Raw genomic sequence first — 24,765 nt, 5'->3', positions numbered from 1 at the left:
AATAATCTTCGATTGCTGTGCCCAATTCTTGACAGGATGTTTTCTAGTAGAAAAAAAGCAACATGGAAGACATTAAAATTCCAGTAAAAGTAGAAACAAAGAGTAAAATAAATGGCGCAGCAATATTCGTTTGCCCAACTTCTACAAGGGTAGAAAATCTACTAGCTTCTGTTGGGTGCGTTCGTTTGATTTGAGTGATTGTTTTTTGAGCATGATTGTAATAAATCCAGTTGCTGAACAAACCAAAAAAAGGATAGAAGGAATAGCTGATCAAGACAGTTTCCCAATAGCTGTCAATGCCTAGTAAAATAATAATAATAAAATTGACAAAATGAGGGAATAAAACCCCAATGAGGGCATATTTATACATTTTGCGGTAACTGAGCCAGTATATGTGTAAAAACAAGGCTGGGAAGTGAAAGTGGACTTTGGTATCTTGTTTTTGAAATTTGCGCCAAATAGGGATGTAATAAGAGGCATTGGCACCAATAAAAACTTCCCATTCGTGTTCATCGGGACTAAGGTAGATGTCTATTTCGTTGTCTAGTATTTCCATAATTTAAATTATTCCCAAAAAAGTTTCTATAAATCTAGTTAATACAAAGAGGACAATACCCATAAATATGGGAAACTGAATATCGGTTTGCCCTGCATCTCGAATGGACTTTTCTTCCAAGACTTTAGAAAGACCTGCGGCTTTAATGCTTGCTATCTTTTTTTGAGCATGATTATAATACACCCAATTGGCATAAAATCCCCACGCCAAATAAACAAAGAAGAACATGGTTTCTATAAATAGGGTAAGTTCAGGGGAAGCATTGAATAAGAATGGAAGGTAATTGGTTACTTGGCGGGCAGCAAAGAGCAAAAAATAAATTAGATACATTTTTCTAAAAGCTGCCCAGCCAACCCAAAAAATAAAAGCAGATAGATTGAAGTGAATTTTTTGCCCTTGTTCCATCTTTTGCCAAACGGGTAAGTAATAATCAAATTTGTCGCCAATAAATAATTTCCAATCGGCTTCTTTTTCAGATAGTTCCTCTTCAAAAATATGGTTGTCTAATATTTCCATGATGTTTTAGTGTTTTATAAGCAATTGAATAAAGGATGTCGTATAAAATAAAAGATAGCTATTTTTTCTGAACGATTACGTAATTAAGACAAAAAGCAGCTTGTGACAGAAGTTATTCTATTCTGTTTAGTAGGAGAAATAGTTGTTGAGCAAAGTTAGGAAAATTTTGCCTTGAAATAAATGTATAAAAAAAGCCATTTTCCCAAAAGAGAAAATGACCTTTCTAAAATATATTAAAGCTTCTTTTGTTTATACTATAAGACGGCTTACTACTTGATATCTATATGATAAGGAAGGCGCATTTGAACTCCTTTCATAGACTTAACGGTTTCCACTGCTTTGATATACTCAATGTATTCGTTGTATTGGCTACTCGTCAACGAAGATTTTAACTCTTGCAGCAACTGAGTTTTGATTTCATCTTCATCGTCTTCTCCACCTAAAACAGCTGCTAGGCGTTCTTCAAATGATTTTGTTTTTGGATAGCCTACAACACTATAATTGTCTTCCGTCAAGTTAGCTGATTTAGCAATTGCATTAATAGCATCATCCAAACCACCCAATTCGTCAACCAAGCCGATTTCAAGGGCTTTTTTACCTAACCAGACACGTCCTTGTGCAACACTATCAACAGCTGCCATACTCATGCCACGACCTTCACTAACACGTGTTTTAAAGGTTTTGTATACTTGATCAACACTTTCTTGAATGATTTGTCCTTCTTCTTCGCTGAATTTGTAATAAGCACTACCTCTAGACATCATAGAGTATCGACCAATCTTAACCGTATCCATTGTTACTCCCAAGTGATTTTCTAACAAACCTCTCATGTTAGGAATCATACCAAAAACACCAATAGACCCTGTGATCGTACGATCTTCTGCAAAGATGCGCTCTGAGTTAGAAGCAATATAGTAGCCACCAGAAGCCGCAACGTCTCCCATAGAAGTCATCACTTTGATACCTTGTTCTTTTGCCTTTTCTAATTCTCTCCAAATTATATCAGAAGCCAAAGCACTACCACCACCAGAATTAACACGCATTACAATTGCTTTTACATCTTCATCTTTACGCAATTTTCGGATAATGCTTGCGTATTTATCACCTCCAATAGACCCTTTTTCTCCTTCGCCATCAACGATACTTCCTTCGGCATACACAACAGCAATCTTATCTGAACCATTGTTAGATTTTAGTTCATTTTTATGAACAGATACATATTTTTTGAGCGTAGCAACTTCTATTTTGTCATCTTCAGCAGTCCCTAATTTACTGCGTAATTCGTCCAATACTTCGTCTTTGTATTTAGTTGCATCAACTAACTTGTGCGTAACAGCATCTTGAGGTTCTCTAACAAGTGCATTGTTGGCAATGCGTGCCAATTCTGCAGCATCAATATTGCGTGCCGCTGCCAAATCTTCTAAATACATATCATACATACCACCCATGTATTCCGTTACTTGCTTGCGATTTTCGGGAGACATTTCTGTAAGACGAAACGGCTCTGTAGCAGATTTGAATTTACCAGCATAAAAGATTTGAAATGTAACACCAAGTTTATCCATTAAGCCTTTGAAATAAGTCATCTCACCAGCAAAACCATAGAAAGAGAAGCCTCCTTGAGGATGAATGTATACAGGAGAAGCAACAGAAGCAAAGTAATAGCTTTTTTGATCGTAATAATTGCTGTAAGCCATTACAAACTTGCCACTTTCTTTAAATTCTAATAATTTATCGTGCAAAACTTTTGAAGACGCCCATCCCAATGGTACCGAGTTCAAGTCCAAGTAAATACCTTTGATGTTGTCATCGTTTACGGCAATATCAATCAATTTGCAAATGTCTGTTAAACCAAGATTCTCGTTTAACATATCTTGAAAATCATAAGGGTCTTGTGCCGAGTTGTTCGACAATTCAGGAATAGGCTGATTGAATTGTAGTTTTAAAACAGTATTGGGTTTTATTACAGGGAGACCACCTTGTGATGCTTGGTATCCAACAAAAATAAAACCTCCAACAATTACTCCCAATGCCAGCAACGTGCCTAGACAGGAAGTGAAAAAAAGTTTAAAAAAGCCAACTTTTGCTTTTATAACTTGAGGTTTCTCAGAACTCATATTTTATATTGTTTTTTTTAATAATTTTTTGTGTAAAAAGTAAGTTACTAAATTACTGTTTTTGATAAGAATTTTTGTCTTTTTGATCAATTATTTGCAGAACCTAGTAAATCTATTGTTCCATTGAATTACCATAAATATTAGTTTTTTGTTCCAATTTATAAGTTTCCTTAGACTAATGTCTATTTTTTATCTGCGAACAATCATTTTTAAAGACAAAAATTCATCAACAGCCAGCTTCTATTCCTTTAGAACAACGGATTTTACATTGTCTGAAATGGTTCGTTCTATTAATAATCGTTTGGGATCTATAGCTGCTTTAACAGGCATTTTGTCTACGACCAAGCTAAAATGTAAATCATTGCCATCAAACAAAACACGTTCTACTTTGACAAGCTCTTTTTCCTCGTCATCGGTATAAATTCCAATATCTACCCAATCTTCAAAATCAATTTTAGTTTCAGTACCAATAGAGTCCACACGTAATTTATATGCTTCGATATTAAAATCAACTTGATAGTTACCATTGTCCAATTTTTGATAGCTGGCTTCTTTCAAACGATAGTCGTACAACGTAATCTCTTTAAACCAATCTGTCATTAAATAATTCAGAGAATCAGGCACTTTGGGTTCCAAAAGTCTTAAAAAGTCCAAAGAAGTTGGATAGGGAGGATCTTGATAACGATACAATTCCAAGAACTCTTTTAGAGCTTGATTGAGGCTATCTTCCCCGATATAATCTTGCAAAGCATATAAAATCAAAGCACCTTTCCCATAATGAATATACCCTTGATTTTGTACTTTGTACAAGGGTGTTTCTTTTCGTGTTTCAGAACTACGCCCCCCGAGATAACGATCAAAATTATATTTTAAAAACTGTTTCATTCGCAAGTCGTCCTTTAGGTCATTTTTCATAACCATCAAGGAAGAGTACTCTGCAAAACTTTCAGACAGCATGGTACTCCCTTCCATACTAGAACCAATAACTTGATGTGCCCACCATTGGTGCGCCATTTCATGCGCTATAACAGCATTAATAATATTATTATCAGTTTCATCTTCCAAGTTGATGATAAAACCAAAAGACTCTGAGTATGGCATCGTGCCAGGAAATGCTTGTGCAAAAGTAGAGTACCTTGGAAATTCAATAATACGAGCTTGTTTGTGATAGTAAGGACCAAAGTTTTTGGTAAAATATTCTAAAGAATTCTGCACTGCATCTAACATCATATCAATGTTGTAAGAGTGCTGTTTGTCGTAATAAATTTCAATGTCAATTCCTTGCCAATTGCGTTGAGCTATTTCGTATTTGGCAGACATAAAAGAATAGAAGTTTTGAGAAGCACGATCTACTTTATAATGATATTTTTTTCGTCCTCCTTCTTTGGTTTCTTGCACTAATGTTCCTGGTGCAATGGCAACTTGATCTTCAGAGGTAGAAATGTATGTTTCTACATTGACCCAATCTGCTCCTCCATTTGTCAAGTAGTTGCTCATGCAATGGTCACTACAAGGAGATTCTAAGGTAGGCATATATTTCTTGGGACCCAAGTCATATTTTTTTCGAGTATATTTTTCTCTTAATTCGATGCTTTCGTTGTAACCAATAAATGGTAGGATATTACTGTTGTTTAAGAAGGTGCCGTTTTGAGCAACACTCAAATTGCTAACTTCATTTTCAAATCCTTTGGGGACATAAGAGGCGTCTACTGTAATTGTAGTTGTTTGATGAGGTGCTAAGGGGGCATCCAATTGATAAATTAAGTATCCGATCTCTTCGTCTTCAAAGACTAGCTTGGCATTGGGAACGGTTACGCTCATATTCCAGTCTTCATCGACAATAAAATGTAGCGAGTCAATGGCATGATGTGATTTATTCGTCAACACTACTTTTGAATTGCTCAACACTGTTCTAGATTTTGGGAAAATATCAATGTTATAAGTTACATCCGTGATTTTTGGTTGAGGGATACCTTGATATTTTTTATAATTTTTTTCATAATTGACTAGTAATTTCTCTGTGGCATCAGAACTGTCGTACTCGTTAATTACTTGTGTGTTATAAAAGACAAAACTAGCAGTTGCTATCCATAGTATAGAGGCAATTCCTAAACCTATAGCATAGCGAGGATTCAGATGTTTTTTTATGGATTTAAGACGACTGCTCAATCCTGTGGAAGCTCCTCGAACCCAAATTAAACCACCAAAACCTAATAAAACAACTCCTAGTAAAATCCAATACAAGTTGAACCAAAGTATACTAATTAATGCAGGGCCAAAGCCATTCATATCTGAATAGGTTAAGGAAGGCGTAGCTCCTAGGTTCACCATATTTGATTGCACGTCAAACATTAAGAAAATCAGCTCTAGAATAAAAATTAAAATAACCGAAATAAAGTAACCAATGTACAGGTTGTTGCAGAGAATTTGTACAAAGACCAAAGTGAAAGACCAAAAAATAAAAATGGGTAAAATCTTAAGTAAAAACATTTGCAGGTACAATCCTATTTGCAAATTATAATAACCATTTAGTATTTGATACAACATACAAATGATCATTGCTGCAAAATGGATGATACTGACAGTAGAAACTAAAGCAATTACTCTAGCAAACAGGGCTACAATAGAATTATGAGGGGTGACATCAATTACCTCATTAATTTTTGCCATGCGATCTCGCCAAACAAGTTCGCCACTAAAGAAGACGACAATAATGATTTCGAATACTACCAAAGAACCATTCAAGGCATCTAACATTTTGTACGTAACAGGGTAAGATTGCAGACCGTAATACTCAAAACCTCCAAAAAGGGAGGTGAATAGCATGATACCGCTAAAAATGAATAACACTTTGTAAGTGGTACTACGGGTAATACTATAGAAATTTAGCTTGAAGAAACTGATAAAACTCAACCAAGTAGTTTGTCGATTAAATGCAGTTGTAAAGGCTGGTTTTAGAAGACTTTTGGGAGATGTTTTTCCTGCATTGGTTGTTTGTTTCGCTTTGGATGTTGATTTTTTTTCTGCAAATGAGAAAGAAAAATAAGAACCAACTAAAACCATCAAACCAATTCCTATCCAAATCAATCGATTGACTACCAATAACCAACTGAAACTAGCCCCAATCGTATTTTTTTCGACCGTAGTAGCATATTTAGTGTCAATACTATAGGTTCTAATTCCGAAGGTGTCAGATAAAGCAGCAAGTGTTTCATTGTCAAGATTAGAAGCCAAGCTTCCTGAAGCAAAATAGGCTACAATGATTACCAATGCACCAACAAAAGAAACAACGGTGTTTCTCCATTTGTTAGCAATAGAAAAGATGATAGCACCCGCAATGAATAGATTGGGAATAATGAAGAGTACTAGGTTATTAAAAAAAGCACTACCATAAATAGGTCCAATCCGTTCGGCATCTACAGAGCCTGTTGCTAAGGCAATTTGACTGCCTAAAAAGAAGCCAACAAAAATACCTAAAAAGGGAATAATAGATAAGACAAGAGCTCCCATAAAGCGCCCGAAGTAATAGCCTGATTTTTGGATGGGAGTACTAAAGAGAATTTCATTAAACTTATGATTGTAGTCTCGAAGAGCAGCATTGTTAAAGAAGGCAGCAGGCATCATCAAGCAAATCAGTAGCAAAATAATAGTGTATTGAGTTAGAACATGTGGCGCATTTTTGTAAATGTTTCCAACACTACCTCCAATAATGATATTATCGCTGGCTATAGCTCCAGAAACAAGAAGCGTTATAATTAAAAAGAAAATCCAAATCATAGGTCGTTTGATGGACATGGATATCTCTCGTTTGAAGAATTCTACGAACATAATTAAAAAATTAAAACCGCTTTATGTGAAGAGTTTTATCTCCCAGAAGGTCTGTTAAATAGGGTAGAAGTGACTTTGTAATTGGGAAGTCGTACTCGTTGGCAGGTATCAAAAATATCCCTTTTTATATTAGAGGGGGATTTTTGGAGGTGCTCCAAAGCGTTATTAAAAAATAAATGAAAGTGACAGCAAAGAAATTATTAAGCAGGCAAAGTAGACTACTATTTTAGCGGACTAGTGCGCTTCGTTGGTTCGTTTTATTTTGCTGAAAAATACATCTTCAATACTAGGAGTAATAGGTTCAAAGCCATTTTCTGGATTGGACTCGTCTAAAATATGGATAAGTGGGTTGCCTGCAATGAGTTTATCTGAAATGACATAGTACTTGCTCTTATAGTCTGTTACTTGACTACGTTCAATAACTTTGCGCCAAACTTTTCCTTTAAGTTCATCAATTCCTTTTTGTGGAGTCCCTTGGTAAACTAGTTGTCCTTTGTTCATAATGGCCATATTCGAACAGAGTTCTTTGACATCGTCTACGATATGTGTTGAGAGAATGATAATGACTTTTTCGCCGACAGAAGCTAACAAGTTATGAAAGCGATTGCGTTCACCAGGATCAAGACCAGCCGTTGGCTCATCAACGATAATTAACTTAGGGTTGCCAATCAATGCTTGTGCAATTCCTACTCGTTGTTTCATTCCACCAGAGAAACCTTTTACTTTTTTATGTTTGTGTTCGCTTAGGTTTACTTTTTCTAGTAAATGGTCAACTAACTCTTTGCGTTCTTTTTTTTGACTAATACCTTTGAGGGTTGCGATATGATCCAGAAGTTGATAGGCTGTAATGTGTGGGTATACTCCAAATTCTTGAGGGAGATAACCCAGCACTTTTCGTAGATCGGTAGGATTTTTAAAGACATCTAAATCATCTAAAAAAATAGAGCCACTATCGGCTTCTTGCAAAGAGGAAATGGTGCGCATTAAGGAAGATTTCCCTGCACCATTGGGACCCAATAGACCAAACATTCCATTAGGGATTTCCAAAGATATATTATCCAATGCTTTGACACCATTGGGGTAAGTTTTGGAGAGATTATTAATTTTTAGACTAGACATTTGTGTACAATTTAGTAGAGTAAATATTCAATGAATGAAAATAATAACTAGATTTCAAGTTTAAAAATACTAGTTGTTTATCTAATATAGGTTGTATTAAAGGTATTTATAGATAACTACTTTTAGTAATGTCTAAGAAAAAAAAATAATTCCACGCAAGAGAGACATCTAGACGAAAGTCATAATTTACTCTGCAAACGCTCAATTAAATCCATTATATCATCAAAACGAGCCAAATAAGCAATCCATGTGATTGGTATCCCCACCTCGCCATATACGATTCCTGCCAACCCTCCAGTAATAGCGCCTGTTGTATCGGTATCTCGACCCAGATTGACTGCTGCCAAAACGGTTTCAGAATAACTATTATGCTTTAATAAGCACCACAAACTAGCTTCTAGACTATCTATAACATAACCACCAGAGTTGATTTCTTTTTGGTGCAACTGGTAAAGAGGTGTAGAGACAGCAAGGATTCGATCAAAAACAGCTAAATGTTCTTGAGAGAAGTTTTGAGTTTGAGCAAAATTATTGATTACAATAATTACAGCTTTATAAGCCTCTAGTTTTTCTTTGCCTTGTAGTAGCAATCGAGCGTATTCTAAATAAATAAAACAAGCAAAACGAGCAATAAAATGCCCATGAGTTAAGGAAGATACATCGCTTGTCATTGCCCATCGTTCTTCTATGGGACGATTTTGAGTATAAAAGATAAGTGGTAAAATGCGCATCAAAGAGCCGTTCCCATTGCTTTGTATATCCTTGCCACCTGCATTTTGAGGTAGAACGATTCCTTGTTCCAATTTCAAAATGGCTTGCCGAGTCGTGTTGCCCATGTCAAAAACAACGCCGTGCGGTGTCCAGTAAGCCTGTCGATACCAATTGACAAAATGATTGCCTAGTTGTCTAAGGTCATATCCTTGTGCTAGCATTTCCATCAAACAAAAGGTCATGGTACTATCGTCCGACCATGTTCCTTTGGGTTGTTGATGTGTGCCGTATTCTCGTAGGATTTTGACAGGATTTTTTTGAAGTGTTTGGCGAGACATAAACTCAACAGGAACGCCAAGTGCGTCGCCTACAGCCAAGCCAAGGATGGCAGATTTTAGGTTCATGATTGATAAGTGTTTAGTTATTTTGTGTTTTGAGCAAGCTTGGATTAGTAGCACACAGGAGCTGCTTACGATGAAAGAAAGCGATTGCAATTTTTTATAAATAAACAAAAAAAATCAACAAACTGCTAGATCTAGTTTACTAAAAAATAAAAATCAGAACAAAGAATTAATTCTCTGTTCTGATTATGCAATAGTTATTTTAGCAAAGTTTTAATTTAAAACCAACCACAATGCCCCGAATAGCTTGTTGTAATCCCCGCAAGAGAATAAGGAGGTCGAGGACCAACGCCAACAGAACCAAAATCAAGGGCTCGAATGTTGCCACCATTTCTAGCATCTAAACTAGAGTTGTAATTGTAGCGATAAAGAGAACTAAAGACAACGGTATTGGCTTTTTTGACTTCAAGCCACAGCCATCCATTGGTGTTAGAGTGTATAACTAGGCTCATATCACTGCTAAAAGTAAAACTTGTATTGGGATGAACTCTACTATGTAAACTTGCAGTAGTGCTTGGGGTAATAACAGCTGCTAGTGTGTAAGGATTAATAGAAAAATTGAGTGTTACGGTTTGCCCAACACCACTCAATGTAAAGAGTAGCTTTCCTGGGCGATTGTTTGAGTATTGATCGGGATAAGCGTAGAGATAGCTATTGTTCAAATTAAAGGCTATCCACTGTGTTGTGCCTGTTCGAGTTCCAAAGTTTAATAAATCATAACCATTGGTGGGCACAGAAGGATAAGCAACGCTTATTCTTCCCGAATTATAGGCAGAGTGAGAGGATCGAGCGGCTGTGTTTGGAGAACGAAATTCTGATAGAATGGGTTGTTCTGTAAGAGTTAAAAACTCTATATTTTTTTGTTGCATCCGCTTACTTATTTCTTCTAATGTTTCTTGTGGTTTTTCTGAAGTTTGATCTTCAATTGCAAGATTTTTTGCTTCTGCTTCTTGTTTGACCAGCTCCATCGTTTCTTTTTCACAAGAAATTGCCAAAAAAGAAGTAATCATTGCGAATAAAAAAAGATTTTTAAGTGTCATCTTTATTGTTTTTAGTTATAAATGAGTACACCTCTTGGGTGCTTTAATTGGTGCAAAACTTAAATCGGAGCAACTATGTTAGTTGCTAGAAAATGTTGGGAAGATATTATATGTTGTAGTACAAAGAGAACTTACAGTAGCTAAAAAAAATAGCTTGTAATAGGCGTAAGTGTCAGAAGGGGAGTGTTTTAAATATGTATGTGACAATGCAATTATAAGATAAATAAATAAGACTTTTTATTATTTGCGATGAATGACCGCTTTTGAGCGGAGTTTGGTTGTTTTTCTGCTTGCAATAGATACAGAGGCGCAAAAAGGATAAGGTTAGAGAGGATAACTTGATTGGCTTTATAATTATTGGATACGATATTTTTGAAACCACTTTAAATAAAGGCGAGCCACTTTTGAAAGTATAAAGATAATGAGTCCTAAGAAGGTAGGAATAAAAGAGATGAATAACCCTTTGTAAATGATCGTTCTAGAAATTTTTCCATGAGCAGATTCAATGATGCGCAAACTTGCAGTTAAGCCAATTAATTGTCCTAAAACTCCTAAGAATAAAGCCAGCAAACCTAATTTGTGCATGTATAAAAGGCGTTTGTGTATGCTTTGTTGTTTGAGAATAGATACAAGGGATTGGATAAAGAAAAAAATTAGTAGTAACCCAATGAAACATATAGGTGCTGTAAAAAGTAGTCCTCCTTCTATTAAAAATTGTAAGAGCATAGTTATTTATTTATAATAGTTAGCTAGGTTGATTGGGCTTCTTTTTTGTTCAAGAAATTGAATCTTTTATCTAGAGCAAAAACGAATATTAAAAGTACCGTAATGTGCCATAATTACGGTTGTTTGCAAAAACTAAATGCTTGATTGAATTGCACTTTTGGAGAAAGATTTAAATTGGTTATTTGTCATTTATAGTTGTAAAAATGAGCGTGAAAAACTATTTTAGTATAAAAAGCATTGTTTGCTAAATGCTTGTGAGGAGTTCGCCAATTTTATAAAAAACGAATCAAAGACAGCTTTTGTAGGGACGGTTAAATAAACAAAAGATACTCAATCGTATGCTAAATGGTGTTAAAAAAGGGCAAAAATACTCCTTCAAAGAAGGAAAAAAGATCGTTGTTGTGCATATTTTCTTGTGGTGTTGTGTATTGTTTTTCTTTACGCAATTCTTCAAGTTTCAGACAGAAGATTTTACCAAAATTATTAATTTTTCTCTTTTGTTAATGCCCGTAACCATCACAACAACTTATGCAACTATCTACCACTTAATTCCCAAATATCTACTAAGAAAGCACTATTGGACGTTTCTTATTTACAGTATTTACCTAATTACTATTTCAGCATGTCTGATAGCTTTATCAATATTGGGAGGATTAGTTTTTTTGTCTGACTTAAACGTAGATGAAATGCTTCCTATGTCCAAAAACTTCATGTTGGTTTTTATAGGAGTGTATACCATCGTTTTTATTGCGAGTGCTTTTTCATTAGAACGACAAAATCAGCATACTATTACCAAAAATCAAGAGCTAAAAAATCAATTGCTCGAAAGAGAATTAAAACTCAATGCCCAAAAGCTGAATTATTTAAAAATGCAAATTCATCCACATTTCTTATTCAATACCTTGAATACAATTTATGGGTTTGCGCTACAAAAATCAGACTATACGGCAGAAATGATCCTACGATTGTCCAACTTGTTGGATTACTTGTTGTATCAAATTAATGATGCTGTCGTTGAATTGCGTGAAGAAGTAGAACACATCCAAGATTATATTGCACTAGAGAAACTTCGTTTTCAAGATGTTCTGAATATTAATTTTGAGATTTCTATGAATGAACGTCCGACTTTAGTTGCCCCAATGTTGATGTTGCCCTTTGTTGAAAATGCATTTAAACATGGTGCTATCAAAAATGGTGTTTTTGATATAACGATAAAGCTTCAAGTAAAGGGAGAACAAATTTATTTTGCTATTAGCAATAGTATTAGCAGTGATTTTGAAGATTCTCAAGTAGGAGGAATTGGGCTAAAGAATATTAGAAATCGATTGGATTTGCTATACAAAGATAGGCATCTACTTAATTTTGATGTCAATGACGATTGTTTTAAGGTAGAGTTGTATCTGAACAATGATACGAATGAAGAGAGAAACTATTTAAGGAAAATGGATTTTAGCAAATTTAAAATGGATATTGTGTTCTAAGAAATCTTGTTTACAGCTTTGTTAAATGGTAGGACTACTGTGCAGTTTTGATTTTTATAAACCGATTCGATACAATTAATACAATAAAAAATAACAAATTAATGGCTTCAAGAATAAGATCTATCATTGTTGATGACGAACCGACAGCACGAGATATTTTAAACATTCACTTAGCTAAAATTCCAACAATAGATGTTGTGGCAATTTGTAAAAATGCTTTAGAGGCTTTTGAAGCGATTAATACCAAAGAAGTAGACCTTATATTTTTAGATATTAATATGCCAGGAATATCGGGTTTGTCATTTGCCAAAACGATTTCAAAAGACAAAAAGATAGTTTTTACGACAGCATATCGAGAATTTGCTTTAGAAGGTTTTGAACTAAAAGCTGTTGATTATTTGCTAAAGCCGATTTCTTTTGAACGTTTGTTGCAATCGATAGAGAGTTATGTAGAAGTTAGTCCTTTTGTGCCCATGAGTAAGATGGAGATAGAGCCAATTCATCGAACGTTTATTTTTGTTCGTTCTGATCGGAAAATGGTAAAAGTTGTTTTTTCGGAAATCCTTTATATCGAAAGTTTTGGAGATTATTTAAAGATTCATCTTAATAATAAATTAATAACAACCCGTCAAACACTTTCTAGCATTGAAATACAATTACCAGCTAAGCATTTTATAAGAATCCATCGTTCTTTTATTGTGAATATGTATGCCATTCATTCATTTTCTAACGAAGCAATAGAGGTGAATGGTGTCTTTTTGCCTATTAGCCGAGGATACAAAAAAGAGACTTTGATTCGTTTGGAAGCAACCATAAACTAAAGCTGTCAATACTAATACCCAATTATTTTCGCAAAAAACCCATAAAAAAAGCTAAAATCTTTATTGGTAAAGATTTTAGCTTGATTATATGATAGACAAAGCACTGTTTAGTGCTAGTTATATTATACTAGCTCCACTACCATAGCAGAAGCACCACCGCCACCATTACAGATACCAGCAACACCAATTTTTCCACCTTTGTGTTTTAGAGCAGAAAGCAATGTAATAACAATTCTACAACCAGAAACACCAATAGGATGCCCCATAGAAACAGCTCCGCCCAACACATTTACTTTATCGTGGTCTAAGTTCAACTCTTTCATATTAGCCAAAGCAACAACAGAAAATGCCTCGTTGATTTCGAATAAATCAGCATCTTCTAATTTGATGCCTGCTTTTTGAGCAGCCTTAGGCATTGCCAAAGAAGGAGTTGTTGTAAACCAAACAGGCTCCTGAGCTGCGTCAGCAAAACTTCTAATCTTAGCAATCGGTTTTAAGCCCAATGCTTCAGCTTTTTCTTTGCTCATTAAAACAACAGCAGCAGCACCATCGTTGATTTTAGAAGCATTGATAGCCGATACAGTTCCATCTTTTTTGAAGACCGCACGACCTTTCTTGACGCTAGCTAAGTCTGTAATACGTTTGTTATCTACCTCTTCATCTCTACTAACGATGATAGGATCTTTTCTACGTTGAGGCACACTTACAGGAACAATTTCGTCTGCAAACCAACCATTCTCATAAGCAGCTCTAGCACGCTCATAAGAAGCAAAAGCATACTCATCTTGCTCATCCTTAGAGATATTTTTACCTTCAGCACAAACCTCTCCACAAACACCCATCATATTGCCATCATAAGGATCTTGCAAACCATCTCTAACGATGGCATCTACCATTTGACCATTGCCATAACGAATTCCAGTACGCCCAGAAGGGATATAATGTGGTGCTTGAGACATACTCTCCATTCCTCCTACAACAACACAATCGTTATCACCCAGCATAATAGATTGAGCACCTAGCATCATTGCTTTCATTCCAGAAGAACATACTTTATTGATGGTCGTACAAGGTACTGTATTCGGAATACCAGCAGCTAAAGCAGCTTGCTTGGCAGGAGCTTGTCCTGTATTGGCTGTTAAAACGCAACCCATATACACTTCACCTACTTCTTTGGCATCAATTCCTGCACGCTCAATAGCACCTGTAATTGCTGTTTTTCCCAAATCAATAACATTAACAGAAGACAATATACCACCTAAGTTTCCAATAGGAGTTCTTGCAACTGATACAATATATACTTCTTTCATGATTGTAATTTTCTTATGGTAAAAAATTATTATTTTAAAATTTGGCACGAAACTACAAAAAATATTGGAGTTTGTCTAGGTTTTATTCTAATAAAATAACAGGAGAGAGGTTGAAATCTATGCTAAACAGCGGTTTTTAAATGTAGTGTAAATCGACAAGTAAGTTCACCAGTTATTTGATCCAAAGCGACTATTGTCTAAGAAAACACCTTGTCACATTTGACTCCTTTTGTAGAGCACTATATAAACTAAATAAAAGACAGTCGTGAATTGTTATCGCTGCAAAACGAGTTTATAGTCTTCAATAATACCACTTCCATTCAAAGTTAGATTTATTTTATTCGCTTTAATCGTACCAGCAACATCATAAGGAACAGGAAGAAAAGAAGGATTTGTAATTGAACCATTGGTTATACCTACAGGTAATACAGTCTCTTCAACAAAAATATTCTTTTTTTCTAAATCTATAGTGAGAGGGATATCATTTCCAATATGACCTAAAAAGTTTTTTAGAATAATTTGGTTTGGAGTAACTTCTGACATCTCTATCGTATAGACAACAGATTGCGTATCACTACGCATAAATGTATAATAGCCAATTTGAGTACCATGCCAATTTTCTCCCGTATAGTCTGAACTAATGGAAACACATTTGTTGTCAGATTTCTTGTAGCCAGGGTCACAAACACAAATACCATTACTACAATTTCCATTGGTACAAACGACTCCCGAACATGGATCACAAGAACTTGCTATTGCTCCCCCTGTAAATAGAATCATGGTCAAAAAAACTCCTTTAATAAATTTTTTCATAGGTAATAAATTTTTTAAAAATAATTATTTTAAGATTTTAGTTTATGGCTCAAATTATAAGATTAAGAATTTGTTAGGCTCTTTTTCTGACCTTATAAAATGAAGTAATAAAAATGCCTGCAAATGTACAGAATTTTATCAAAAATAGCGACTTTGATTCACTATTTTAGTACTCGTTATTAGCGAACTATTGTAAGAATGTCTCTTCTGTCAATTCATATGGTAGTTTTTAAGTAGGGGGTAAGTTATTTAGCAGCTTTCAAAGGTGTTATTGAATGTTAGAAGAGCAGTGACAATGGGATAAAGTGCTATAGAAAATGTCTGAATACAGCATATCCTGTATTCAGGCATTTTTATTTCTTAAAGGATTGTCTAATCCTTCACTGTCAAACACTCCAAGTACATTTGCACGGTGTTTTGTAGCCCATAATACAATGAATCTACGACCAAAGCATGCCCAATAGAAACTTCCAATAGATTGGGAATATTTTCTTGAAAATAGCGCAAATTATCTAAGTTAAGATCATGCCCTGCATTAATACCAATTCCCAATTCGTTGGCAATTTTTGCCCCATTGACATAAGGCTGTATAGCAGCTGCTCTATCTTTGTGATAATTTTCAGCATAAGGACCTGTATAAAATTCTATTCGATCAGCACCCACTTTTTTTGCCCCTTCAATAAACTTTTCAATAGGGTCGCAAAAAATAGAAACGCGAATGCCTTTCTCTTTCAAGGCACCAATTGTTTCTGTTAAAAAAGCTTCGTGTGTGATCGTGTCCCAGCCACTGTCAGAAGTCAACGCATTTTGAGCATCAGGAACCAACGTGCATTGATCAGGGGCATTGGCTAAAACCAAATCCATAAATTTTTGAGTGCGTGGATTTCCTTCGATATTAAATTCAGTAGTTGCAATTGCTTTTAAGGCAGGAATATCCGCATAAGTAATATGGCGCTCATCTGGGCGAGGGTGGACAGTAATACCTTCGGCTCCATAGGCTTCTATATCTTTGGAGACTTTTATTAAATCAGGATAATTGCTTCCTCTAGCATTGCGAATCAAAGCAATCTTATTGACATTGACACTTAGACGTGTTTTCATAATTTAGTACCTAGTATAAAATATATAATAATACTTCGTGGGTTACTTCCTGTGATGATGAAGTTATATATTATTGATTATTAGTTTTAATTTTTGAAATAAATTATATTGATAACCAATGGAATATAGTTTGATGCAAAACAGTGTAAAGAACGAAAAATTAAAAGAAGTCCCAAAGATAATATGATTTGAGAATTACTTGATGGATGTTTTGAATTTATTTTGAGAGACCTAGCATTTTGCCCACCATAGCAGCAAATTTTCGAGTTGGAATTAACCGAGGGATAATCCAGTTTTTGAGTTTCCCATAAACAAGCGGGTACCGTGCTTTGGGATTTTTATGTTCGACAATATCTGCCATCATGTCACCAAACTTAGCTTGTTCGTAGCCTATTTTAGACATTTTTAGCATGAAATTTTTGAACTTTTTGCCAGGCTCTATATAGTCCGTTTCTTCGAATTTGCTCAAATCAACTTCCTCTGCTTTGTCCCAAATTGGAGTTTTTACAACACCAGGACCAATAACAACCACATCAATTCCATACAGTAAGAGTTCCATACGCATAGTTTTTGAAATGGCTTCGAGAGCGTGTTTGCTTGCCGAGTAAGGTCCCATAAAAATATTGGCAATTTCGCCTGCGGCAGAACTCATGTTAAAAATACGACCAGGGGCATGAGGGCAATTTTTTTTCGCTCCTAAAAGAGGCAAAAAAGCTTGTGTAACACCAACCAGCCCAATTACATTGACCTCCATTTGCCAACGTAAATCTTCCAAAGGCAGGTGCATCATTGGTCCCCAGACAGCCACTCCTGCATTATTAATCAAGGAATGAATGCCTTCATTGCCAATAAGTTGTTCTACTCTTGCCGCTTCTTGCCGAACAGCTTGCATATCGGTTACGTCAAACAAGAGAGGCTCGAATAAATCCCCAAATTCTTTTTTAAGGCGATCGGCATCTTCTTGTTTGCGAACAGAACCGAAAATTTTATACCCTCTTTTTACTAAAGATGCTACAGTGGCATAGCCGATTCCTGTCGAGGCACCTGTAACAACAATGTTTTTGCTTTTTCTCATTGATTGGAAATTAATGGATGATTTTGATTATTACTTCGTGGGTAAATTGTATTAGTATGATTATCAATAGAGTATGTTTTGTTGTTTGATTTCTTAAAGCATTGATAATTAAACTGATGCAAAGATGCTTTTTTTAGTTTTTTACAAAAAAACTAAGCGATAGCAATCTCACGACCGTAGGGAACTACCACGAAGTAGCACCGCAGCTAAGTACTATATTATATCAAATAGATTTTTATTAGAGTTAAGATACTATCTATTTTAAGAATCTTAAACAATCGTTTAGAAAAATAAGAGGCTGGATGCCAATTTTGAGAGATTGCTTAATTAAGAAAAATAAAATAAAAAACCTAAAACAGGGCAAGCTAATGCCTGTTTTAGGTTGGCTAATATTGTAACATTTGCAACACTTAAAGTGTCTCTAGAACCTTTTTTAGGGCATCTCGATCAGCTTCAAATTTGAGGTTGTTCTCTAAATCTATTTTGTCATGAAAATTACCAAGACTGTGTTTGCCAACTACAGTTGCGCCCCAATAAGGAATGACTTCTTGTAATTTTGCCAAGGAACTTGCTCCTCCATTTCCACCAGGTGAAGTACTTAATAAGACAACTTTTTTATCTTGCAAAAATTTTTGTCCTTTGTTGCGAGAAAGCCAATCCAAGATGTTTTTTAGAAAAGCAGTCGGTAGCCCATTATGTTCTGGTGAAGCAAGAATAATAGAATCGTATTCTTGTATCAAATCATATAGTTGAGTAATGTTTTGAGGCAGACCAGTTGTTTTTTCGATGTCTTCGCTATAAATAGGAGCATCATAGTCTCTTAGGTCAATAACATCTATCTCTTTTACTAACTTTGCAGCAGCGTGTACCAATCGTTGGTTAATAGAACTTGAGCTGTTGCTTCCTGAAAATGCAAGTATTTTTTTCATAATATAGTATTTTAAGTGTTTGTACAATATTTGTAATTACAGATGTTGATTTAAAAAAAATTATTTTCTTATTTTATCTAATAATAAACTGAGCTGAGTGGCTTCTGCTTCTGTTAAATTCTTTTTTATCGCTTCAGTAGTTTTTATCTCAGATTTGAGTTTTTTTAGCAAAGCAATGCCAGCTGCTGTGATTTTAATATCTACCATTCGTCTATTGGTCGGGTTGGTAGCTCGTTCTACATAACCTAGTTTATCTAGCTTGTCTAGTAGCCGAGTTAGGTCTCCTCGCTTGTTGAGTAAAACTGCCTTAATATCTCCAGGGCAAGCTACATCGGGATATCTTCCATTCAGAATACGTAAAATATTGTAGTGTTGATCATGAATAGAATAAGGTTTTAGTATTGCCAATAATCGGTCACTAAATACATTGCTTGTGAAGTGTAGATTGACAAGTGCTTTTTCCCACTCATTTTCGAATTTCTTTTGTTGTATTGCTTCGTTTATGTCCATATTTATGTTATTCCGTTATTTGTAATTACAAATGTATAGCTTTTTATTTGTAATTACAAATAAATGTGCCTTTTTTCAAAAAAAAAATGTATTCTCTAAAATAAAAAGGCAGATGGATTATGATTATTTCGAACTTTCTATTTTGAATTATTCTACAGTACTCTGTTTTTTGTCGAAGTATTGCTACCTTAATAACAATAACAGAATGATTTGTTCTAGCTATGCCTTTGTAAATATTTAATTTAGAATTGTGATGCGTCAACCTAAACAGCATTTATTTGTTCTGTTAATAATTGTAATACTTAGCTACACTACTCAATTCTTTTCATCAATCCTAAATTTCCAAACTTAGCTTGTTGGTTGGAGTTTTTGATAAAAGATAGCTCAAATTATGTTGGTTTTAAATGTTTTGCCAATTTAAGTTATATCATTTTGATTATTAGTGTGGTATGATTTTATTGTGAAGTAATGATGATTATTGAATTATTATAAAAAAAATACGCCATGTTACCCGAAAAGTATTCTCCACAAGTTGCTTCTTTAATTCCTTTGTTTTATATCGGATGGTCTGATGCGGTGCTAGGACCTAGTGAAATAAAGTTGATACAAAATAAGATTAATAATTTTGACTGGATAAAAGAAAGAGACAAACAGCTTTTATTATCATGGATGGATCCAACGAATCCGCCATCAGATAGTCTCCATCAAGAATGGGCAGAAAGTATCCAATCGACCGCTCAAAGCATGAATTCAGATGGACGACAAACTTTGGTAGATTTGGGAATTGAAATGGCAAAAATACAATCCGATAATCAAACATGGTTGACTCCCAAGGTTGTTGAAGCTTTAAAAAAACTAGAAGAGGCGATTGGTATTGTTAGCTTAGAATTGCACAGCCACCTTCTAACACAACAACAAATTATAGAAGAAAGAGAAGCGACGCTAAATCATTCTAACATTGATGTGAAAGCCTTGCAACACATATTGGATGATGATTATATAGAAATACGAGCCAATGTTTTCAAAATTTTGCACGACCCAATGTTTAATTTGGAGACCATTCGGAACAAAGAAACGTATAGAGAACACGTATTAAAATGGGTACACCTACTTGCTGAACAAGGATACGGTGCATTGCATTTTCCTAAAGAATATGGTGGCATTGACGACATGGGAGCTTATGCAGCTGTATTTGAAACGTTAGGTTATCACGATTTGAGTTTGGTAGTAAAGTTTGGGGTACAGTTTGGATTATGGGGTGGTTCTGTCTTGTGGTTGGGTACTGAAAAACACCACAAGCGTTATTTGAATGATATTGGGACAATGAAACTGCCTGGATGTTTTGCCATGACAGAGACTGGACATGGATCAAATGTTCGAGATTGTGAAACAACGGCGACTTATGACCCTGTTAGGGATGAAATTATTATCAATTCTCCAACGCTGTCTTCTGGAAAGGATTATATAGGCAATGCAGCAGCGCATGGTCAGATGGCTTCGGTTTTTGCTCAATTGATTGTCGATGGCAAAAATCACGGGGTACATGCTATATTGGTAGATATTCGAGATGAAGAAGGAAATATAGCGCCTGGAGTTAGTATTGAAGATTGTGCGTATAAATTGGGGTTAAATGGTGTTGATAATGGTCGTATTTGGTTCGACCAAGTTCGAGTACCTCGTTTCAATTTATTGAATCGATTTGGGAATATAGACGAACACGGGATCTATTCGAGTCCAATAGAGAAAGAGTCAAAGCGATTTTTTACGATGTTAGGTACTTTGGTTGGAGGGCGTATGTGCGTGCCTAGAGCGGGTTTAAGTGCTGCTAAAGCAAGTTTGACAATTGCCATTCGGTATGCTTTGAAACGGAGGCAGTTTGGTGAAGATGGTAAGCCCGAAATGCTTATTATGGATTATCCTTCGCATCAACGTCGATTAATGCCTCCTTTGGCAAAAGCATATGCTTTAGATTTTGCTTTGACGTATCTAACAGATCGTTTTTCAAATCGAACAGAGGAAGATATGCGAGAAATAGAAACCTTAGCAGCGGGTTTAAAATCTGTCGCAACTTGGTATACGACCAAGACAATTCAAGAGTGCCGAGAGGCTTGTGGGGGAAAAGGCTATTTGGCTGAAAATCGTTTTGCTGATTTTAAAGCAGACTCAGATATTTTTACCACCTTTGAAGGAGATAATACGGTGCTCATGCAATTGGTGGCAAAAGGAGTGTTGGGCGATTTTAACAAAGAGATTGTTAGTGGCGGGTTGCTAGGAATGGTCAATTTTGCCTCGGAGCGTTTTATTGCAACGATTCGAGAAAAGAACTTTGTCAATACTCACAACACCGACGAAGGTCATCTCAAAGACCCTACTTTTCAGTTAGATGCTTTTGTTTATAGAGAACGAGATTTAATGGTTTCGGTAGGACAGCGTTTGCGGAAATTTATCAAGAGAGGTATTCCTTCCTATCAAGCCTTTCTGCGTTGTCAGACGCATATGATAGAGGTCGCTCATGCTTATATTGATCGTATTATCTTGGAGCAGTTTTTAGCACAAATTGAGGGTTGTGAAGATGCTGCACTCAAAAAAACATTAAAAATGCTTTGCGATCTATATGCATTGCATACCATAGAAGAAAATAAAGGATGGTACTTGGAACAAGGCTGTATGTCTGGTGCTAAAACGAGAGCAATTAGAAGGGTAGTAGACAAGCTCTGTAAGGAAGTTCGCAACGATGCTTTTGCGCTGGTGGAAGCATTTGGTATTCCTGATGCTTGTCTCGCGGCACCCATTGCTGTTTTTTAGAGGGGGGAGAGTAGGCGTTAATTATAATGAATAATCAAAAAATAGAATGAATTATACCATAAGAAAGGCAACAGAAAATGATTTTGAAGCCATATTAGGACTTATCAAAGAGTTGGCAGCCTTTGAGAATGCCCCTGAAAAAGTATTCAATACGGTCGAGCAAATGAAGGAGGAACAGGAGTTGTTTCAGTGCTATGTTGTAGAGTTGGATGATCGTAAAATTATAGGCATGGCATTGTATTATTTTGCCTATTATACTTGGGTGGGGAAATCTTTGTACTTAGATGACTTGTATGTTAAGAAAGCTTATCGTGGTCATGGAATTGGTTCCGAATTATTAGAATTGCTTTTTGAAGCTGCGAAGGAAAATAATTGTAAACGAGTACGTTGGCAAGTGTTAAACTGGAATGAGCCTGCTATTGCGTTGTACAAAAAATGCGGTGCAGATATTGATAATGAATGGAGTAATTGTGATTTTGATGTAAATCAAATTCATGCCTTTAAGATTTAGTGTTATAACTAAGGAATTTTTAACACTCAAGTCGGAGTGAAGTGTATGTTGTTGATAATTAGATTGTTGTAGGCTAGGGCTGTGTTGGTGATGGCAAGCGAAATAGAGATGTTACAAAAGGCTTGTTGTTAATATATGTTTTTTTGATTACTTTTGGGGGCTTTAAAATTAAGAGCTTATTAATTACTTTGATAGGACAGCAAGATTCTTATTGCTTGTGCTTCAAAGGTTTTAGTTCCTAAGAAAACTTTAATCACCAAAACAAACAAAATGAAAACAATACAACTCATTTTATTATCTTTTTTATGTTCAAACCTTATTGCGCAGCAAGCGGGAAGCCTTGATCCAAGTTTTGGCATAGGTGGAAAAGTAGTTACTTCAATTACAAATGGCTTAGACCAAGCTCATGGTGTTGCTATTCAAACCAATGGGAAAATCGTAGTAGCAGGTAATTCTAGTAGCTCGATTACAGGCAAAGATTTTGTTTGCGCTCGATATAATACGAATGGCACACTTGATAGCACTTTTGGAAATGGAGGAATCGTGACAACTGATTTGCAAATAGGCAGTGAGGATGTCGCATATGATTTGGTTATCCAAACCAATGGGAAAATTATTTTGGCAGGATCTAGTGATAATGGAACCAAAAAAGATGCTGCATTAGTTCGTTATAATACCAATGGTTCTATTGATAGTACTTTTGGTACAAATGGAATTGTTATCAGTACCTTTGTTTCTAACCAACAAGATGAAATTAAAGTTGTCAAAATTCATGCATTGACTGGAAATATTATAGTGGGAGGAAATACTGAAATTTCTTCTAACGAAGCAAAGCCTATTGTAGCACGTTACCTGTCTACAGGAAATTTGGATTTGACCTTTGGAGTTCAACAACTGCCAATTGGTACAACTTTAGGTAATACTTATTATTTGTGTATTGAGGATTTGGAAGTTCGACCTAATGGAAAAATAGTAGCGGCAGGATGGAGAGATATTGTATCGTCTTCAAGGTACTCCGATTTCTATGCTGCCCGCATCAATTCTAATGGAACAATGGACAATACTTTTTCAGCAGATGGTGTTATGTCGTATGATTATGGAGGGAGTATAGATGGTAGAGATCAAGATCGTGCCTATTCTGTATCCATTCGCCCTGATGGTGATATACTTTTGATCGGAACGAGTCATCAAAGTTTGGCTTTGGATAAATTTTCTTTGGTAGAGCTGGACGATGCAGGGGGAATTAAAGGCCCTAAAACACGAAAAGATGTTGGAAATTTGTACGATGTAGCCTATGGTTTTGCAGAAGATAACAATGGTCAATTTATTTTAGCAGGATCAAGTGGATATACTTCTAAGGAATTTACAATTGTTAGAACTTTGGAATCTAGTAATTATGATTTGGATGTTTCCTTTGGCAACGGGGGAGTTGTACATACTTCTTTTAACAACAATTCAATTAGTGAAAGCTTTGACGTGCTTGTTCAGCCTGCTGACAACAAAATTGTTGCTGTTGGATATACAGGAAATGATCTTGCAATAGCAAGATATTTGGGAACAGATATTCCTCAGTTGGACTCTTTTCAATTGACCTCACCTGCGAATCTGGCAACCGAGCAAAGTTACAGCACCTTACCTTTGGTTTGGACGACTGCCTTTGGAGCTACTTCTTATGAAATAGACGTAGATACATTGCCAAGCTTTGCGACAGCTCAAACGTATACGAGTTCAAATACAAATATAGGATTAAGTGGTCTGTTGTCTAGCACAAAGTATTATTGGAGAGTACGTGCAACAGATGGTACTTCATGGGGGCAATATAGCGCTGTATGGTGCTTTACAACAAATTCATTGGATAACTTTAATTTGATAGCACCAGCTGATTTAGCAACCAATCAAGTGTATGTGAATTTAGTATTTGATTGGACAACAGCTGTGGGAGCTTCTTCTTATGAAATGTTGATTGATTCCAGTGCTACTTTTGCTAGTAATCCACAAACATATACTGCTTCTAGTTCTACATGGACTGTAAACAACCTTCAACCTAAAACAGAATATTTCTGGAAAGTTAGAGCATTAAATGGGACAACTGCTGGTCCGTGGAGTTCGGCATGGAGCTTTAGAACAGAAGATCTTAACTCAATATCGAAACTGCTCCAATTACAACTAAATATTTATCCTAACCCAACAAGTACAGATTTGTATTTAGAGCTTCCTGAATCTTTGAATAGCTCTACTTATAGAGTTGTGGGAATTACGGGCGAAATTGTTAAAGAAGGTAGGATAGATCAACCAATTATAAAAATAAATCTAGAAGACATCCTGCCAGGAATGTATTTCTTAGATGTCGATCATATTGTTGGTCAACCATTTCAAATTATACGATAATGATAAA

General features: G+C 35.5%; 19 protein-coding genes. 5 read left to right on the top strand and 14 right to left on the bottom strand.

The genetic code is table 11. The features are described from left to right. Nucleotides 1-43: 43 nt before the first annotated feature. From CG11_RS21495 to CG11_RS21460, 8 genes are all read right to left on the bottom strand, one after another. Nucleotides 44-556 (bottom strand): DUF2628 domain-containing protein, encoded by a 513-nt coding sequence (locus CG11_RS21495; RefSeq protein WP_052598906.1) that lies wholly within the window; start codon nt 554-556, stop codon nt 44-46. A gap of 3 nt (nt 557-559) precedes the next feature. Further along, nucleotides 560-1,072 carry a DUF2628 domain-containing protein gene (locus CG11_RS21490; protein ID WP_052598905.1) on the bottom strand — a complete coding sequence of 171 codons (513 nt, stop codon included), beginning with the start codon at nt 1,070-1,072 and terminating at the stop codon, nt 560-562. 269 nt (nt 1,073-1,341) lie between these two features. Next, nucleotides 1,342-3,189: a signal peptide peptidase SppA gene (gene sppA, locus CG11_RS21485; RefSeq protein ID WP_052598904.1), complete on the bottom strand. Its 1,848-nt coding sequence runs from the start codon at nt 3,187-3,189 to the stop codon at nt 1,342-1,344. A 240-nt stretch (nt 3,190-3,429) separates the two neighbouring features. Then, nucleotides 3,430-7,017, bottom strand: a complete 3,588-nt coding sequence (locus tag CG11_RS21480; protein ID WP_052598903.1) for a M1 family aminopeptidase — start codon at nt 7,015-7,017, stop codon at nt 3,430-3,432. 234 nt (nt 7,018-7,251) lie between these two features. After that, the gene (locus tag CG11_RS21475; protein ID WP_052598902.1) at nt 7,252-8,136 is read right to left on the bottom strand and encodes an ABC transporter ATP-binding protein; all 885 of its coding nucleotides are present in this window, start codon (nt 8,134-8,136) and stop codon (nt 7,252-7,254) included. 179 nt (nt 8,137-8,315) lie between these two features. Continuing rightward, the gene (locus tag CG11_RS21470; RefSeq protein WP_052598901.1) at nt 8,316-9,251 is read right to left on the bottom strand and encodes an ADP-ribosylglycohydrolase family protein; all 936 of its coding nucleotides are present in this window, start codon (nt 9,249-9,251) and stop codon (nt 8,316-8,318) included. Between the two features lie 215 nt (nt 9,252-9,466). Then, on the bottom strand, nt 9,467-10,288 hold the full coding sequence (locus CG11_RS21465; RefSeq protein ID WP_156039849.1) for a hypothetical protein: 822 nt from the start codon (nt 10,286-10,288) through the stop codon (nt 9,467-9,469). 354 nt (nt 10,289-10,642) lie between these two features. After that, entirely contained in the window at nt 10,643-11,014 is a 372-nt protein-coding gene (locus CG11_RS21460) for a MotA/TolQ/ExbB proton channel family protein (RefSeq protein WP_052598899.1), read from the bottom strand. A 338-nt stretch (nt 11,015-11,352) separates the two neighbouring features. Here CG11_RS21460 and CG11_RS21455 point away from each other — a divergent pair, with 338 nt between their 5' ends. Beyond that, nucleotides 11,353-12,495, top strand: a complete 1,143-nt coding sequence (locus tag CG11_RS21455) for a sensor histidine kinase (protein ID WP_063833168.1) — start codon at nt 11,353-11,355, stop codon at nt 12,493-12,495. Nucleotides 12,496-12,596: 101 nt separating this feature from the next. Further along, entirely contained in the window at nt 12,597-13,316 is a 720-nt protein-coding gene (locus CG11_RS21450; RefSeq protein WP_052598898.1) for a LytTR family DNA-binding domain-containing protein, read from the top strand. Nucleotides 13,317-13,438: 122 nt separating this feature from the next. On the opposite strand, the gene CG11_RS21445 is transcribed toward CG11_RS21450, so the two are convergent. The 6 genes from CG11_RS21445 to CG11_RS21420 form a co-directional block, all read right to left on the bottom strand. Continuing rightward, nucleotides 13,439-14,626, bottom strand: a complete 1,188-nt coding sequence (locus CG11_RS21445; RefSeq protein WP_052598897.1) for an acetyl-CoA C-acyltransferase — start codon at nt 14,624-14,626, stop codon at nt 13,439-13,441. Nucleotides 14,627-14,899: 273 nt separating this feature from the next. Next, nucleotides 14,900-15,439: an EB domain-containing protein gene (locus tag CG11_RS21440; RefSeq protein WP_052598896.1), complete on the bottom strand. Its 540-nt coding sequence runs from the start codon at nt 15,437-15,439 to the stop codon at nt 14,900-14,902. 372 nt (nt 15,440-15,811) lie between these two features. Continuing rightward, nucleotides 15,812-16,540 (bottom strand): pyridoxine 5'-phosphate synthase, encoded by a 729-nt coding sequence (locus CG11_RS21435; protein WP_052598895.1) that lies wholly within the window; start codon nt 16,538-16,540, stop codon nt 15,812-15,814. A 217-nt stretch (nt 16,541-16,757) separates the two neighbouring features. After that, nucleotides 16,758-17,615 carry an SDR family NAD(P)-dependent oxidoreductase gene (locus CG11_RS21430; RefSeq protein ID WP_052598894.1) on the bottom strand — a complete coding sequence of 286 codons (858 nt, stop codon included), beginning with the start codon at nt 17,613-17,615 and terminating at the stop codon, nt 16,758-16,760. A gap of 410 nt (nt 17,616-18,025) precedes the next feature. Then, nucleotides 18,026-18,544, bottom strand: a complete 519-nt coding sequence (locus tag CG11_RS21425; protein ID WP_052598893.1) for an NADPH-dependent FMN reductase — start codon at nt 18,542-18,544, stop codon at nt 18,026-18,028. A gap of 60 nt (nt 18,545-18,604) precedes the next feature. Beyond that, complete coding sequence (locus CG11_RS21420) at nt 18,605-19,054, bottom strand: MarR family winged helix-turn-helix transcriptional regulator (RefSeq protein WP_052598892.1); 450 nt, start codon at nt 19,052-19,054, stop codon at nt 18,605-18,607. A 504-nt stretch (nt 19,055-19,558) separates the two neighbouring features. On the opposite strand from CG11_RS21420, the gene CG11_RS21415 reads away from it, so the two are divergent. The 3 genes from CG11_RS21415 (at nt 19,559) to CG11_RS21405 (ending at nt 24,758) form a co-directional block, all read left to right on the top strand. Beyond that, nucleotides 19,559-21,859: an acyl-CoA dehydrogenase gene (locus CG11_RS21415; protein ID WP_052598891.1), complete on the top strand. Its 2,301-nt coding sequence runs from the start codon at nt 19,559-19,561 to the stop codon at nt 21,857-21,859. A gap of 46 nt (nt 21,860-21,905) precedes the next feature. Next, nucleotides 21,906-22,370: a GNAT family N-acetyltransferase gene (locus tag CG11_RS21410; RefSeq protein WP_052598890.1), complete on the top strand. Its 465-nt coding sequence runs from the start codon at nt 21,906-21,908 to the stop codon at nt 22,368-22,370. 270 nt (nt 22,371-22,640) lie between these two features. Continuing rightward, entirely contained in the window at nt 22,641-24,758 is a 2,118-nt protein-coding gene (locus CG11_RS21405) for a fibronectin type III domain-containing protein (protein ID WP_052598889.1), read from the top strand. Nucleotides 24,759-24,765 lie beyond the last annotated feature (7 nt).

Source organism: Aureispira sp. CCB-QB1, assembly GCF_000724545.1.
Lineage (GTDB): Bacteria > Bacteroidota > Bacteroidia > Chitinophagales > Saprospiraceae > Aureispira.
Note: the sequence above shows the minus strand (reverse complement) of the source record. Positions and strands in the feature narration are given on the sequence as shown.